Source organism: Corynebacterium sp. 20-84 (assembly GCF_053479455.1).
In genome coordinates this window covers 114,918-128,546 of sequence record NZ_JBRBCB010000003.1, presented here as the reverse complement: position 1 = coordinate 128,546, position 13,629 = coordinate 114,918, and the positions used below count along the sequence as shown (strand labels likewise).

Below are 13,629 nucleotides of genomic sequence, written 5' to 3'. Positions count from 1 at the left end.
ATGCGCGGAACTTCTACTTTACTTCGAGTAAAGCTCGACGATGAGCTGCTCCTGCAGCGGCACGTCGATCTGAGCGCGCTCGGGCAGCTGGTGCACGAGGATGCGCAGGGTCTCCGGAACGACCTGGAGCCACGCCGGAACGACAGAGTCGACCAGTGCGTCTTGGGCCTCTTCGAACCAGAGCATGCCGCGGGACTTTTCGCGCACGTCAATGATGTCGTACTGGGTCACGCGGTAGGACGGCACGTTGGTCTTCTTGCCGTTGACCGTGAAGTGACCGTGGGACACGAGCTGACGAGCCTGACGGCGGGTACGCGCCAGACCAGCGCGGTACACGACGTTGTCCAGACGGGACTCCAGCAGGATGAGCAGGTTGTCGCCGGTCTTGCCCGGGAGGCGGTTAGCCTCCTCGTAGTAGCGGCGGAACTGCTTCTCCATCACACCGTAGGTGTAACGGGCCTTCTGCTTCTCCTGGAGCTGCAGCAGGTACTCAGATTCCTTGATGCGAGCGCGGCCAGCCTGCCCCGGAGGGTAGGGACGACGCTCGAAGGACATGTCGCCGCCGACCAGGTCGACGCGCAGGCGGCGAGACTTACGGGTAGCAGGGCCGGTATAACGAGCCATGATGTATTACCTCTTTTCCTTTCTCACCAGTTAAACGCGACGACGCTTCGGCGGACGGCAACCGTTGAACGGCTGCGGCGTCACGTCGGAGATCGAGGACACCTCCAGGCCGGCGGCCTGGATGGAACGGATAGCGGTCTCGCGGCCGGAGCCCGGACCCTTGACGAAAACGTCGACCTTCTTCATGCCGTGGTCCATTGCCTTGCGGGCAGCGTTCTCGGCAGCCATCTGAGCGGCGAACGGGGTGGACTTACGGGAGCCCTTGAAGCCGACGTGGCCGGAGGACGCCCAGGAGATCACAGCGCCGTTCGGGTCCGTGATGGACACGATGGTGTTGTTGAAGGTGGACTTGATGTACGCGTGGCCAGCGGCCACATTCTTCTTGGCTACGCGGCGACCGGAGCGGCGCGCAGCAGCGGAGCGAGTCTTCGGTGGCATAGGTTACTTCTTCTTTCCTGCGATGGTCTTCTTCGGTCCCTTGCGGGTACGCGCGTTGGTCTTGGTGCGCTGGCCGCGGACCGGGAGTCCACGACGGTGGCGCAGGCCCTGGTAAGAGCCAATTTCGATCTTGCGGCGGATGTCAGCCTGAACTTCGCGGCGAAGGTCACCCTCGACCTTCCAGGAGTTCTCGATGACATCACGAAGAGCGGCGACCTGATCGTCGGTCAGGTTGTCGGTGCGCAGGTCCGGAGAGATGCCCGTCTTCTCGAGCAGCTCCTTGGAACGGGCCGGGCCAATTCCGTAGATGTAGGTAAGTGCGACCTCCATGCGCTTGTTGCGCGGCAGGTCGACACCAGCTAGACGTGCCATGTGGTACGTGCCTTTCGGGTTGTTTCGGTGGTTTTCTCCCCACTCGTCCACGCCACGCGGCACTTGTGTCCGGTCCGAACCGGACTATTGGGCCGTGATTCACGTGGCTCCAGCCACCGCAGCCGGAGGTTGCATGGAATGCCTCGTCGTACGTCGATGTACGGCGAGCGCGATCCGAGAGTAAGGAGGCTTCAGGTCAGTTGCGACTGACTCACAACGCCTTTGATCCCCTACAAGGGAATTCTCGGTGGAGAATTACTTGTAGCGGTAGACGATACGTCCGCGATCCAGGTCGTACGGGGACAGTTCCACGACGACGCGGTCCTCGGGAAGGATGCGGATGTAGTGCTGACGCATCTTGCCGCTGATATGCGCGAGAACCTCGTGCCCGTTGTCGAGTTCGACACGGAACATCGCGTTCTTCAAGGGCTCGATAATACGACCCTCGACCTCGATTGCGCCTTCTTTAGCCATACACTCCGCTTTCCCGGCACCGTGCAAAACTGCTGGTGCCTTACGTATTTGAGTCAATTGCTTGTAGTGCGCTGGGGATTTCCCCGCACACCACCGATTCACTCTAGCCATCTACCTGCGGAAAAGCAAAATCCTCCCAGGCCCCGGTTCATGCGGGGTCTGGGAGGAGGAGTGCAGGTCCGGTTCCGTCTTAGAAGACGTGGACCTGGTCGCCGATGCGCAGGGTGTTGAAGTAGGTCTGCGCGTCGCCGCGGTACATGCGGATGCAGCCGGCGGACTTGATCGACGGGTCACCCTGGTGGAACGCGATGCCGTTGCTGGTGAAGTAGGTCGCGAACGGCATCGGGGCGTTATTGAACTCGTAGGAGATCTCGTCCTTGATCTTGCGGTTGACGTAGTGGAAGCCCTTCGGGGTCTCCTGCCCCGGCTTACCGGACGCCATGCGGACCGGGCCGTAGGTGATCTTGCCGTTTTCCTGCAGCCAGGTGCGCTGGTTCTTCAGATCGACGCATGCACGTGCCGACGGTGCGCAGCCCTGCGGCTGCTGCGGCTTGGGTGCCGGCTTCGGCTTCGGGGCTGGCTTCGGAGCGGGTTTGGGCGCCGGCTTCGGTTTCGGCTTCGGCTTGGGCTTCGGGGTGTGCTCAGCGATCAGGCCCGGAGCGATGGCCTCAACGAGGCGGTCGATGCCCTCGTGGAGCTGCTTCTCCTGTGCCTTATTGCCGCCCGAGATTGCGGAGGCATTGGCACGCAGGGCGTTGCGTGCGTCCCACACCGCGTTGCGGGCATCAGTCGTGATCGTCATCGACGCAGCCTGCAGAGACTTCTCAGCCTGCTGGAGGAACGGGGAGTTGCTCGATGCCGAGGACAGAGACGGAGCAGCCGGTGCCGCATCAGCCGTGGCCGGGGACACGACGAGCGCGGCAGCAATGCCGGCACCTGCGAGCAGGGAGCCCGCACGGCGGACGAAGCGGGAGGTGGTCGTTTCTTTGGCGTGGCGCGGGGAAGTGAACATGGTGGAAAGTATAACCCTCTTCAAGTAAAAACCGGGATTGAAGCCGTCAGCCAGCGCGGCACTTACCCCTCCCGAGGGGTGAGAATACGCGGGCCATCGGCTGTGGCGGCGACAGTGTGCTCCCAATGGGCGGCCGGCGAACCGTCCGCCGAGACCACGGTCCATTCGTCGTCAAGCACGTTGGAGTCGGTCTCGCCGCCGAGGATCAGCATCGGTTCGATCGCCAGCACGGATCCTTCCGCAATGCGCGGGCCACGGCCGGGGCGACCTTCATTGTGCAGGTACGGGTCCTCGTGCATCTCGCGGCCGATTCCATGCCCGCCATAGCCGTCGAGAATGCCGAGCTTGATGCCGTATTCAGCTTCAGCTTCGCGGGTGGCGCGCTCGAGGGCATGGGAGACGTCGGTAAGCCGGTTGCCGGGAACCATCGCTTGGAGTCCGACGTGCAGCACCTGCTCGGTTGCGCGATTGAGCTTATCGACGTCCGCTGCCAGCTGCCCCACCCCGAAGCTCCACGCCGAATCGCCGACCCATCCGTCCAGTGTCGCGCCGCAGTCGATGGAGACCAGATCCCCCTCTTTGAGCACGACCTTGGCACTGGGAATGCCGTGGACCACGACCTCGTTGACCGAAGAGCAAATGCTGCCCGGGAAACCTCCGTAACCCTTGAATGTCGGAATCGCACCGTGATCGCGGATCACCTGCTCCGCCACCGCATCCAGATCAGCGGTGGTGGCTCCGGGTCGCGCCACCTTGCGCACTTCCACAAGCGCGGCACCGACGATGCGTCCCGCTTCTTCCATCGCGTCGAGCTCCCCCGGCGTTTTCGCCGGAATGGTCTTCTTGCGGCCGAACAACATGAGCGATCTCCTCCAAACAAAAGAAAGCGCTGGCCCAGTACAGGCCAGCGCGAAACGTTGTGAAACGCGGGGTGGTTACTTACCCAGCTGCTCCATAGCGCGGGCGTTGACCTCGTCGACGTCACCCTCGGCGTCGATGTTGATGATCGCATCGCCGTAGTGGTCGATCAGCGGAGCCGTCTCATCGCGGTAGACCTGCAGACGGGTGCGGATGGTGTCCTCGTTGTCATCAGCGCGGCCGCGGGCCAGCATGCGCTCGACCACGACGTCTTCGTTGATCTTGAAGTTGAGCACGCCATCGAGCTTCTGCTCGTTGCGGGCCAGCAGTTCCTGGAGGATCTCGGCCTGCTCAACGGTGCGCGGGAAGCCGTCGAGAAGCCAGCCGTTCGCTGCGTCCTCCTCGTTCAGGCGCTCCTCCACCATGCGTGCGGTGACATCGGTGGGGACGAGCTTGCCAGCATCGATGTACTCCTTCGCCTCCTTGCCCAGCGGAGTTCCTTCACCGATATTCGCGCGGAACAGATCGCCCGTGGAGATATGCGGAATGTTCAGCTTCTCCGAGAGAATCGCTGCCTGGGTGCCTTTGCCGGCACCGGGAGGGCCGAGGAGAACGAGACGCATTATTTCAACAGTCCTTCGTAGTTGGATTGCAGTAGCTGAGATTCAATTTGCTTCACCGTGGTAAGCGCCACGGAGACCATAATCAGGATAGCCGTGCCGCCGAACGCGGACATCGTTCCGCCCCCGCCGCCGCTGCCGCCGATGCCGAGGTCCAGGGCGATATTCGGCAGGATCGCGATCAGGCCGAGGTAGATCGCACCGACGAACAGCAGGCGGTTCATCACGAAGGAGAGGTACTCCGCCGTCGGGCGGCCCGGGCGGATACCCGGAATGAAGCCGCCGTACTTCTTCATGTTCTCTGCCTGCTCGTACGGATCGTACTGGATGGAGACGTAGAAGTAGGCGAAGAAGATGATCAGAACGAAGTACGTCAGGATGTACTGCCAGGACGCCGGGTTCTGCAGCCACGCCATGACGGTGGACATCCACCAGTTATCCGGCGGGGTCGGCTTGTTGGAGTTGATGATCTGGGTGATCAGCACCGGCACGTACATCAGGGAGGACGCGAAGATCACCGGGATAACGCCGGCCTGGTTGACCTTCAGCGGCAGGTAGGTGGAGGTGCCACCGTACTGGCGACGACCCACCATGCGCTTTGCGTACTGCACCGGGATGCGGCGCTGGCCCTGCTCGATGAAGACGATGCCCACGACCAACAGGATCACAGCAGCGATGACGACGCCGAAAACGACCGGGCCGGACTGACGGAAGATATTCGCGCCGTCGGTCGGCAGACGCGTCGCAATACCCGCGAAGATCAGCAGGGACATACCGTTGCCGACGCCCTTTTCGGTGATGATCTCACCGAGCCACATGATGAGCACAGCACCAGACGTCATGACGATGACCATCATCGCCAGCGTCCACAGGTTGCGGTCCTCCACCAGGACGGGCACGCCCTGGCCCAGCAGCTGCTCGCGGTCCGCCAGTGCCACGATGCCCGAGGACTGCAGCAGAGCCAGCGCCACGGTGAGATAACGCGTGTACTGCGTCATCTTCGCCTGGCCGGACTGGCCCTCCTTCTTCAGCTCCTCGAAGCGCGGGATCACCACGGTGAGCAGCTGCACGATGATCGACGCCGTGATGTACGGCATGATGCCGATGGCGAAGATCGATAGCTGCAGCAGTGCGCCACCGGAGAAGAGGCTAATCACCGAGAAGATGTTGCTTTCATCTCCCTGGGTGAGCGCGTTGAGACGCTCCGCGATGATTCCGTAGTCAACTCCCGGGGTCGGGATCTGTGCACCGATGCGGTAGAGAACGATCAGCGCAATGGTGATGAGAATCTTCTTGCGCAGATCGGCATCCTTGAACGCCTGAACAATGGCTGACACGTGGCCTCCTGGCTCCAACCGCCCTGCAGCCGGGGCCGCAGATGGTCTCTGTGGCTGCGCGGTAGGTAGCGGACAGTAGATAACGTACGTTGATGCCTGGTCCGGCTACCCGACGTCCCGCCTGGGCGGACCCGCCGGATAAACGGTAGACATATTTTGACTCGTCCACCCTACCAGGTGGGTATGCGAAACCACGATTCCCCCGGCAAGCTTCCATTTATGAGGTACCGGAAACGAGAAAACTCCCCGCCCGAGCAGTGCGTGAGCACTACCCGCGCGGGGAGTTTTTGAGTTCAGAGCGGACTTGTTTAGTCCTCCTTGGACTCCGTCTCCTCAGCCTTGTCAGCGTTGTCAGCCTTCTTGGCCTCAGCAGCCTTGTCAGCGACCTCGGTGGTGGAGCCACCAGCGGCCGCGATCTTCTCGGCGGCGGACTTGGAGAACTTCTCTGCGGTGATGTCGAGCTTGACGGAGATCTCGCCGTCGCCCAGCACCTTCACCGGCTGGTTCTTACGGACCAGGCCAGCTGCAGCGATGTCAGCGGTGGTGATGGTGCCACCCTTCGGGAACGCCTCAGCCAGGTCGGCAACGTTGACCACCTGGTAGACGATCTTGTTGTTGTTCTTGAAGCCCTTGAGCTTCGGCAGACGCATGTGCAGCGGCATCTGGCCACCCTCGAAAGCAGCGGAAACCTGCTTACGAGCCTTGGTGCCCTTCGTACCGCGGCCAGCGGTCTTACCCTTGGATGCCTCACCGCGGCCGACGCGGGTCTTGGCCTTGTTTGCACCCTCAGCCGGGCGCAGATCATGGAGCTTGATGATGTCAGCCATGTCAGTACCTACTCCCCTGCTACTTCTTCAACGGTGACCAGGTGGGCCACCTTGAGGATCTGGCCGCGGGTCGCGCTGTTGTCCTGCTTGACGACAGACTGACCGATCTTGCGCAGACCGAGAGCCTCGAGGTTCTTACGGGTAGCCGGCTTCTCGCCGACCTTGCCGTGGTGAAGTGTAATTTTCAGTGCCATTGTGCTTAAGCCTCCTGTCCTGCGCGCTGACGCAGCATGCGTGCGGGGGCGACTTCCTCGATGGACTTGCCACGACGAGCGGCAACTTCCTCGGGGCGCACAAGTTCCTTCAGGCCAGCAACGGTGGCCTTGACCACGTTGAGGGCGTTGTCGGAACCCAGCGACTTAGCCAGGATGTCCTGGACGCCGGCGCACTCGAGCACCGGACGGGCAGCGCCGCCGGCGATGACACCGGTACCGGGAGCAGCCGGACGCAGCATGACCACGCCTGCGGCATCCTCGCCCTGAACCGGGTGCGGGATGGTGCCGCCGATCATCGGGACGCGGAAGAAGTTCTTGCGAGCCTCTTCTGCACCCTTCTGGATAGCGGCGGGGACTTCCTTCGCCTTGCCGTAGCCAACGCCGACCATGCCCTGGCCGTCGCCGACCACCACGAGGGCGGTAAAGGACATGTTGCGGCCACCCTTGACGGTCTTAGCAACACGGTTGATGGTGACAACGCGCTCGATGTACTTATCGCGCTCGTCCTGTGCACCACCGCGACGGTCATCGCGGCGGCCACCACGGCCGCCACGGTCGTTGCGGTCATTGCGGCCGCCACGGTCGTTGCGGCCGCCGCGGTCGTTGTTGTTCTGGTTCTTCTGGTCGTCGGCGGATGCTCCGCCGTCACGCCGTTCACGCTCGGCCATGTCGCGATCCTTCCGTTGAGTTTCGTCTGCGGTGGTCATTAGAACTTCAGACCACCTTCGCGGGCGGCGTCGGCAAGCGCGGCGACGCGGCCGTGGTACTTGTAGCCGCCACGGTCGAAGACGACCGTTTCGATGCCGGCTTCCTTGGCGCGCTCAGCGATGAGCTCGCCGACCTTAGCTGCCTTAGCCTTCTTGTCACCCTCAAGGGTGCGCACTGCATCTTCCATGGAGGAAGCGGACACGAGAGTGTGGCCGGCCAGGTCGTCGATGACCTGGACATGCATGTGGCGGGAGCTACGGTGCACGACGAGACGCGGGGTCTCCGGGGTGCCACGCAGGGTCTTGCGGATGCGGTTGTGGCGGCGGACGCGGGCCTCGCGGCGGCGGGTAGCAATGTCCCGGCCGACCGGGGTGCGCTTCTGAGTAGTCTTTTCTTCAGTGCTCATGGATTACTTACCCGTCTTTCCGACCTTGCGGCGAACCTGCTCGCCCTCGTAACGGATGCCCTTACCCTTGTACGGATCATCCTTGCGGAGGCGGCGGATATTCGCAGCGACCTGGCCAACCTGCTGCTTGTCAATACCTTCGATGGAGAGCTTCGTGTTGCCGTCGACGGCGAACGTGATGCCCTCCGGAGCCTCGATGAGGACCGGGTGCGAGTAGCCGAGGGAGAACTCGAGGTTCTTGCCCTTGAGCTGGACACGGTAGCCGACACCGAAGATCTCCATGTTGATCTTGTAGCCCTCGGTGACGCCGACAACGCAGTTGTTGATCAGCGAGCGGGACAGACCGTGGAGCGAGCGGTTGTCGCGGTGGTCATTCGGACGAGAAACCACGATCTGGTTCTCTTCAACGGCTGCGGTGATCGGTTCCGGAACATCGACGGTCAGGGTGCCCTTCGGGCCCTTGACCTCGACGTGCTGGCCGTCGATCTTGGTTTCCACACCGTTGGGGATGGCGATAGGTGCGTTACCTACACGAGACATATCTGTTCAACCTCCCTTTACCAGACGTAGGCGAGGACTTCCCCACCTACACCCTTCTCTTGGGCCTGACGGTCGGTCAGCAGGCCGTGGGACGTGGAGATGATCGCCACGCCGAGGCCGCCGAGAACCTGCGGCAGGTCGTTGGACTTCGCGTAGACACGCAGACCGGGCTTGGACACGCGACGCAGACCAACGATGGAGGTCTGACGCGACGGGCCGTACTTGAGCTCGAGGGTCAGGGTCTTGCCGACCTTTTCTTCCTCGACCTTGTAGTCAGCGATGTAGCCCTCCTGCTTGAGGATCTCCGCGATGTTGACCTTCAACTTCGAGGAGGGCATGGACACGGTCTCGTGGTGCGCATTATTTGCGTTGCGCACGCGAGACAGCATGTCCGCAATGGGATCTGTCATGGTCATGGTTGACCGCTTACCTTTCTCGTTGCGGTTCCCGTGACCCACCTGGTCCATGTGCCCGAAAGCACTTTGAACTCGCGTTTTCCGTGTGTTCTGTCGGGGGCTACTACGAGTGGAAAATTCACCTGACCGGCGTGTTTTCCGACTCAAACAGTGTGGGCGCTCCTTGCCGCTCAATAACGGAAGATGCTCGCCGCCACCCTTCATACGGTCCGCATTTCGGCGGGGGGCCTGCAACAAAGTTGGATGTATACGTTCAATGCGGATCTGGCGCACGCATACCGCGCGCGCAGAACCGTTGGTAAACCATACAGGTCAGGGCAAAGAAAGCACAAATTGCTTAGCGACGCCCCGCCTGCCCCCTTCAACCCCTAAAACTTCAGCATCTGATTCAGGGCCGGCCATGCCGCCCCGACACCGAGACCGATCATGCCGAGCACGGCGATGATGATGGTCGCGAGAATACCTTCCGGCGAGCGGATACCAGAGCCGTCCACACCGGAACTAGGGCCAGATTCCGGAGCATTGTCGGGCACGAGCTTGCTGCTCAGCGGCAGCGACGACAGGTGGGAGCTCATTGCCACGCCCGAACCGTAAGGGTCCTCATTGCCGTTGAAATTCGCGCACACCTGGTCGTCGGCAAGCGGCTTGTCATTGAATCGGTCGATCATGAAGCTGAAGCCGAAGGTCGGGCCGCTCAGCGCCTGCACGAGGTGATTTTTCATGCCGTCTTCAATTTCAGGAACGACGTCATCACGGTAGACCACCTTGGCACCATCGACGGTGCACCACTTCATGGCCAAGTTGCGGGCCTGCCGGTACTCCACCTGACGGTCGTAGCGCCCGCTGATCACCATGACGGGTGCAACGGGAGAGCCGTTGCCGATTTCCTGCTCCCTCATCCTCGCCAGGGCCGGCGCCATGTCGGGCTCTTTGAGGATTTCTTCGAGCGAGCGCCCGTCCTTCGTCCAGTCACGGGTGGTCATGTACGCGTACGGCTCGGAGGTAATCTCATTGGTGCAGGAATCCTTGAAGGTCTCCAGGACCTTCTTCCCGTCTTCGCTCAGGTATTTGTCCAGGAGATCGTCAAAGCCGTCGTACCGCTCGACCATGCCGTTCATCGCGAAGCCGATGGCGCCCGAGAGGTCGGAACCGTCGATATTGCGGGCCACTTCGTAGAGGTTCGCCGGCGGCGCCGAGGCGTAGGCACCGGCGACATTGGCTTGCTCGTCGGCACTGTAGTAATTCCGCGCTTCTTCCACCGCCGCCGCGGAGGCGCCGCCGCCCTGCGAGTGGCCGTAGAAACCGATCTTGCCGAAGTCCTCCTCCCCGACCAGGTTCTTCACCGCACGTCCGGCATCCAGCATCGCGTGCGCCTGATCGAGGCGGTTCATGTACGTGTGCACGCCCTCAGTGCCCATTCCCACGAGGTCGGTGACCACGACGCGGACGCCGTATTTCGACAGCGCGAAGTCGTAGAGGCCCTCCATATTCACCGTGCGCTTCGACTCGATCGGATTCGGTTGTCCGTCCAACGGCCAGTTGCGCGACGGGGCGCACTGGTCGCCCTGGCCCACCGTTCCGCGCCCGATAACGACGGTGGGACGCGGGCCCTTGCCCCGCCATTTAGAGGTCGGCTCGACCACGTACCCGGTCACCGGAACGAGCTCGCCATTCGCGTCGGTCGTGGTGTACATGATCTTGGTCGCTTCATTCGGAAGATCAGAGTCAGCCGAGCCCAAGACATTGGAGTACGGCACCGTTTTCTCTTTCAAGATTTCGCCCGGAGTGCCCGGCGCGACATCGGTGGTGTTGTAGAAGCTGTCCTCCGCCTTTGCGATACCACCCGCGCCCGTCATGACCGACGCGGTCAGAGCCGCAGCGACCAGAATTCCGCCCAATTTCTTCGTCATTGAAACTCCATCTCAACCGAATGAATGTGTCCTGCGACACATTAAGACGGGGCGTGCGGTTTCGTGAGAAAACGCTTATTAGTACCCGAAAATTACTTAGTTTTACCCCCAAACGTAGGTGCGTAAAACATTTTTCGGGGTCGGGTTCCACGGATTCACGTCGGCGTCGATAAGCGGTCTTTAGGGTGAGACCATGCCACGAGGAAGAATGGAGATCCCGCTGAACGGGATGCGCATCGGCACGGCATCGGCCGGCCTGCAGATCGAAGGTTCGCCACGTCCCAGCAACTGGACGCAGTGGGCCAATGCCGGACATATCAAGGACGGCACCAGCCTCCACCCCACCACCGATCACTGGACACGGTGGTGGGAGGACAACGAACTCATGGCAGAACTTGAATTCGCCATTGCCCGCGTCGGCGTTGAATGGTCCCGCATCGAGCCCGAACCCGGGGAATACGACACAGAAGCGCTCGAACGCTACGCCGAGGAATTCCGCGACCTCAAAGCGAAAGGCATCGAACCGCTGGTCACCCTCCACCACTTCGGGCAACCGCTGTGGCTCGAGCGCCGCGGCGGTTGGACCAACCCGGACATCGTGGAGAGGTTCCTCGCGTACGTCGACGTTGTGCTCGACTACTTGGGGGAGCTTATCGACGACTGGGTCACCCTCAACGAGCCCAATGTCTATGCCTCCGAAGCCTTCTTGTTCGGATCCCAACCCCCTGGTTCCGGCGGTTTTGTGAAGATCAGGAAAGTCCTGCAGAACATGGCTGCGACGCACCTGCTCGCCTACGAGCGGATCCATCAGCGCCTCGACGCTCCGGGTCGCACCGTCCGCGTCACCTTCGCGCACCATAAGCGCGTTTTCGCCCCGATGAACCCCCGCAACCCGATCCATCGGTTCATCACCCCGATCGTCGAGCACCTCTTCCAAGGCGCGATGGAAAAGGCTTTTTACCGCGGCATTTTCCTGCCGCTCATCGGCCGACCCAAAGCACTCGACAAGGACTTCATCACCCGCGCCAAAGCCGCTGCCGCGCTGACTCGAACGCCGAAGACGACGAAACGCTTCGTCGACGCCATCGCCATCAATTACTATTCCCGCACCGCCGTCAAAGGCTTCGACGACGCCACCTTCCCCGGCCGCCCCACCAACGACCTCGGCTGGGAAATCTACCCGCGCGGCATCGTCGACGTCTCCACCCACTTGGCTAAAGAATTCGCCCTGCCGATCTGGATCACCGAAAACGGCACCGCCGACAACAGCGAGTCCTTCCGGTGCGGCTTCATTCTCGACCACCTCGAGGAGCTCGCCCGCTTGAATTCAGGCTTGGACGCACCCGACGGCACACCGCAGTCCCGGGTGCCCGTCGAGCGCTACTACCACTGGTGCTTCGTGGATAACTGGGAGTGGTCCGAGGGCATGGCGCAGCACTTCGGGGTCGTTGGACTCGACGAGAACCTCGACCGGCACGTCAAACCCGCCGCGCGCATGTTGCGCGACATCATCCGCGCCGATGCTTTGACTCCGGCGATCGATGCGCAGTACCGCGAAGCCACAAGTAGGTAAAACACTGTGACTACCACCGTGACAACCACTGCGACGACCATCGCGGAACGCCACCCAAAGGCCTTCTTCTGGAAATTCGCGCTCGCCTATATCGGCACGTGCCTCGTGTGGGCCGGCCCGTCGCAACTGCTGCTGGCCAACCAGATGCTCGCGGTCCGGCCCGGCAGCCACGAGGGCGCGCTCGCACTTCTCATGATGTGCGGCGGCGCATCCTCCGTGGCCACCAGCCTCGTCGTAGGGTTCATTTCCGACCGCTCGCGCTTATCGACGAAATCTGCCTGGGCCCGTCGCTGGGGCAAACGCTTCCCGTGGATCTTGGTGACGGTACCGCTGGCGTCGATAGGCATGCTCGCGATGTCTGCGACTCCCGGTTATTGGGCGTTGGTCGCCCTGTGGTGTCTGGTGCAATGCTTCGTCGCGTTCATGACGAACAACCTGTTCACCATCACTGCCGACGTCGTTCCGCAGAAGCATTTCGGTGCCATCTCCAGTGTCCTCGGCGTCACCTACGTTCTCGGGCTGGTGGGCGGAACTGCGCTCGCGAGCCTTCTCCCTCTGAACTGGGCGTACATCGTCATCGCGGGACTCGCTTTCGGGATGGTGATCCAACTCGGTTTCGGCCCCGGCGCGATCGATGCCGCCGCCAACCAGTCGACCCTCGACGACCAGGCTGAGCTCGGCACCGTCGTCTTCGACCCGGATGCCGAGCTGGAGCGACTGCCGCTCAATGCCTACCGGAACTACGCCACCGTGTTCCTCGCGCGCTTTGTCATTCATGCCACGCAATACACCGCGTTGTTCTACCTGCTTTATTACCTCCGCGACCACATCCGCGTCGCTGACCCTGATATCTGGGTCCTCATCCTCACCGTCATCTTCGCCGTGGTCACCATGGCCGCCGCGGCCGGGAGCGGTGCCCTGTCCGACAAACTCCAACGCCGCAAGATCTTCTTCGTCGCCGCGGCAGTGGCGATGGCCGCTGGCACACAGTTGATGGCTTTCGTGAGCACCCTGAAAGCCGCGATCATCGCCGCTGTCCTGCTCGGCTTGTCGTGGGGCCTGTTCACCTCCGTCGAGCAAGCGATGATCAACGAGTCCCTGCCGTCAAAGGTCAACCGTGCCCGCGACGTGTCCATCATGACGTTGGCGCAGGGCTCCGCGAATATGATCGCGGGCCTCCTCGCCGCCGCTGGCCTGCGGTATCTGGGCGGTTACCCCGGCCTCTACCAGGCCTGCACGGTTGCCTGCGTCTTGGCCGCGCTACTGGTGCTGACGGTGCGTTCCTCGCGCTGACGCCCG

The 13,629-nt window shown here is 62.1% G+C and carries 16 protein-coding genes and 1 pseudogene; 2 read left to right on the top strand and 15 right to left on the bottom strand.

Translation table 11 applies throughout. From position 1 onward, the window contains the following. Positions 1 to 18: 18 nt before the first annotated feature. The 15 genes and pseudogenes from rpsD to ACUY2Y_RS03215 all read right to left on the bottom strand — a co-directional run bounded on the left by rpsD (position 19) and on the right by ACUY2Y_RS03215 (position 10,757). A complete protein-coding gene (gene rpsD / locus ACUY2Y_RS03285; RefSeq protein ID WP_259900282.1) occupies positions 19 to 624 on the bottom strand; it encodes a 30S ribosomal protein S4 in 606 nt (201 codons plus the stop codon). 30 nt (positions 625 to 654) lie between these two features. Then, the gene (gene rpsK / locus ACUY2Y_RS03280) at positions 655 to 1,062 is read right to left on the bottom strand and encodes a 30S ribosomal protein S11 (RefSeq protein ID WP_210573900.1); all 408 of its coding nucleotides are present in this window, start codon (positions 1,060 to 1,062) and stop codon (positions 655 to 657) included. Between the two features lie 3 nt (positions 1,063 to 1,065). Continuing rightward, on the bottom strand, positions 1,066 to 1,434 hold the full coding sequence (gene rpsM / locus ACUY2Y_RS03275; protein WP_005286639.1) for a 30S ribosomal protein S13: 369 nt from the start codon (positions 1,432 to 1,434) through the stop codon (positions 1,066 to 1,068). Positions 1,435 to 1,689: 255 nt separating this feature from the next. Then, positions 1,690 to 1,908: a translation initiation factor IF-1 gene (infA, locus tag ACUY2Y_RS03270; RefSeq protein ID WP_259850028.1), complete on the bottom strand. Its 219-nt coding sequence runs from the start codon at positions 1,906 to 1,908 to the stop codon at positions 1,690 to 1,692. Between the two features lie 190 nt (positions 1,909 to 2,098). Then, positions 2,099 to 2,920 (bottom strand): L,D-transpeptidase, encoded by an 822-nt coding sequence (locus ACUY2Y_RS03265; protein WP_448324790.1) that lies wholly within the window; start codon positions 2,918 to 2,920, stop codon positions 2,099 to 2,101. A gap of 62 nt (positions 2,921 to 2,982) precedes the next feature. Further along, positions 2,983 to 3,780 carry a type I methionyl aminopeptidase gene (gene map, locus ACUY2Y_RS03260; protein ID WP_448324789.1) on the bottom strand — a complete coding sequence of 266 codons (798 nt, stop codon included), beginning with the start codon at positions 3,778 to 3,780 and terminating at the stop codon, positions 2,983 to 2,985. 75 nt (positions 3,781 to 3,855) lie between these two features. Next, positions 3,856 to 4,401 (bottom strand): adenylate kinase, encoded by a 546-nt coding sequence (locus ACUY2Y_RS03255; protein WP_210573904.1) that lies wholly within the window; start codon positions 4,399 to 4,401, stop codon positions 3,856 to 3,858. Continuing rightward, a complete protein-coding gene (gene secY / locus ACUY2Y_RS03250) occupies positions 4,401 to 5,735 on the bottom strand; it encodes a preprotein translocase subunit SecY (RefSeq protein ID WP_210573906.1) in 1,335 nt (444 codons plus the stop codon). Before secY ends, ACUY2Y_RS03255 begins: the two co-directional genes overlap by 1 nt. Positions 5,736 to 6,124: 389 nt before the next feature. Beyond that, positions 6,125 to 6,562: pseudogene (rplO, locus tag ACUY2Y_RS03245) on the bottom strand (50S ribosomal protein L15); the annotation flags it as partial. Between the two features lie 8 nt (positions 6,563 to 6,570). Continuing rightward, positions 6,571 to 6,756, bottom strand: a complete 186-nt coding sequence (gene rpmD, locus ACUY2Y_RS03240) for a 50S ribosomal protein L30 (RefSeq protein WP_210575049.1) — start codon at positions 6,754 to 6,756, stop codon at positions 6,571 to 6,573. Between the two features lie 5 nt (positions 6,757 to 6,761). Next, positions 6,762 to 7,445, bottom strand: coding sequence for a 30S ribosomal protein S5 (gene rpsE, locus ACUY2Y_RS03235; RefSeq protein ID WP_210575065.1), 684 nt, complete (start codon positions 7,443 to 7,445; stop codon positions 6,762 to 6,764). A gap of 38 nt (positions 7,446 to 7,483) precedes the next feature. Next, positions 7,484 to 7,891 carry a 50S ribosomal protein L18 gene (gene rplR, locus ACUY2Y_RS03230; RefSeq protein WP_246875142.1) on the bottom strand — a complete coding sequence of 136 codons (408 nt, stop codon included), beginning with the start codon at positions 7,889 to 7,891 and terminating at the stop codon, positions 7,484 to 7,486. Positions 7,892 to 7,894: 3 nt separating this feature from the next. Beyond that, positions 7,895 to 8,431 (bottom strand): 50S ribosomal protein L6, encoded by a 537-nt coding sequence (gene rplF, locus ACUY2Y_RS03225; protein ID WP_210575047.1) that lies wholly within the window; start codon positions 8,429 to 8,431, stop codon positions 7,895 to 7,897. Positions 8,432 to 8,448: 17 nt separating this feature from the next. Next, positions 8,449 to 8,847: a 30S ribosomal protein S8 gene (gene rpsH, locus ACUY2Y_RS03220; protein ID WP_210575045.1), complete on the bottom strand. Its 399-nt coding sequence runs from the start codon at positions 8,845 to 8,847 to the stop codon at positions 8,449 to 8,451. Positions 8,848 to 9,215: 368 nt separating this feature from the next. Further along, positions 9,216 to 10,757 carry a lipase family protein gene (locus ACUY2Y_RS03215; RefSeq protein WP_448324788.1) on the bottom strand — a complete coding sequence of 514 codons (1,542 nt, stop codon included), beginning with the start codon at positions 10,755 to 10,757 and terminating at the stop codon, positions 9,216 to 9,218. 193 nt (positions 10,758 to 10,950) lie between these two features. Between ACUY2Y_RS03215 and ACUY2Y_RS03210 the strand changes: the two genes are divergently transcribed. Both ACUY2Y_RS03210 and ACUY2Y_RS03205 read left to right on the top strand, forming a co-directional pair. Next, positions 10,951 to 12,330: a glycoside hydrolase family 1 protein gene (locus ACUY2Y_RS03210; protein ID WP_448324787.1), complete on the top strand. Its 1,380-nt coding sequence runs from the start codon at positions 10,951 to 10,953 to the stop codon at positions 12,328 to 12,330. A gap of 6 nt (positions 12,331 to 12,336) precedes the next feature. Then, positions 12,337 to 13,623: an MFS transporter gene (locus tag ACUY2Y_RS03205; RefSeq protein ID WP_448324786.1), complete on the top strand. Its 1,287-nt coding sequence runs from the start codon at positions 12,337 to 12,339 to the stop codon at positions 13,621 to 13,623. Positions 13,624 to 13,629 lie beyond the last annotated feature (6 nt).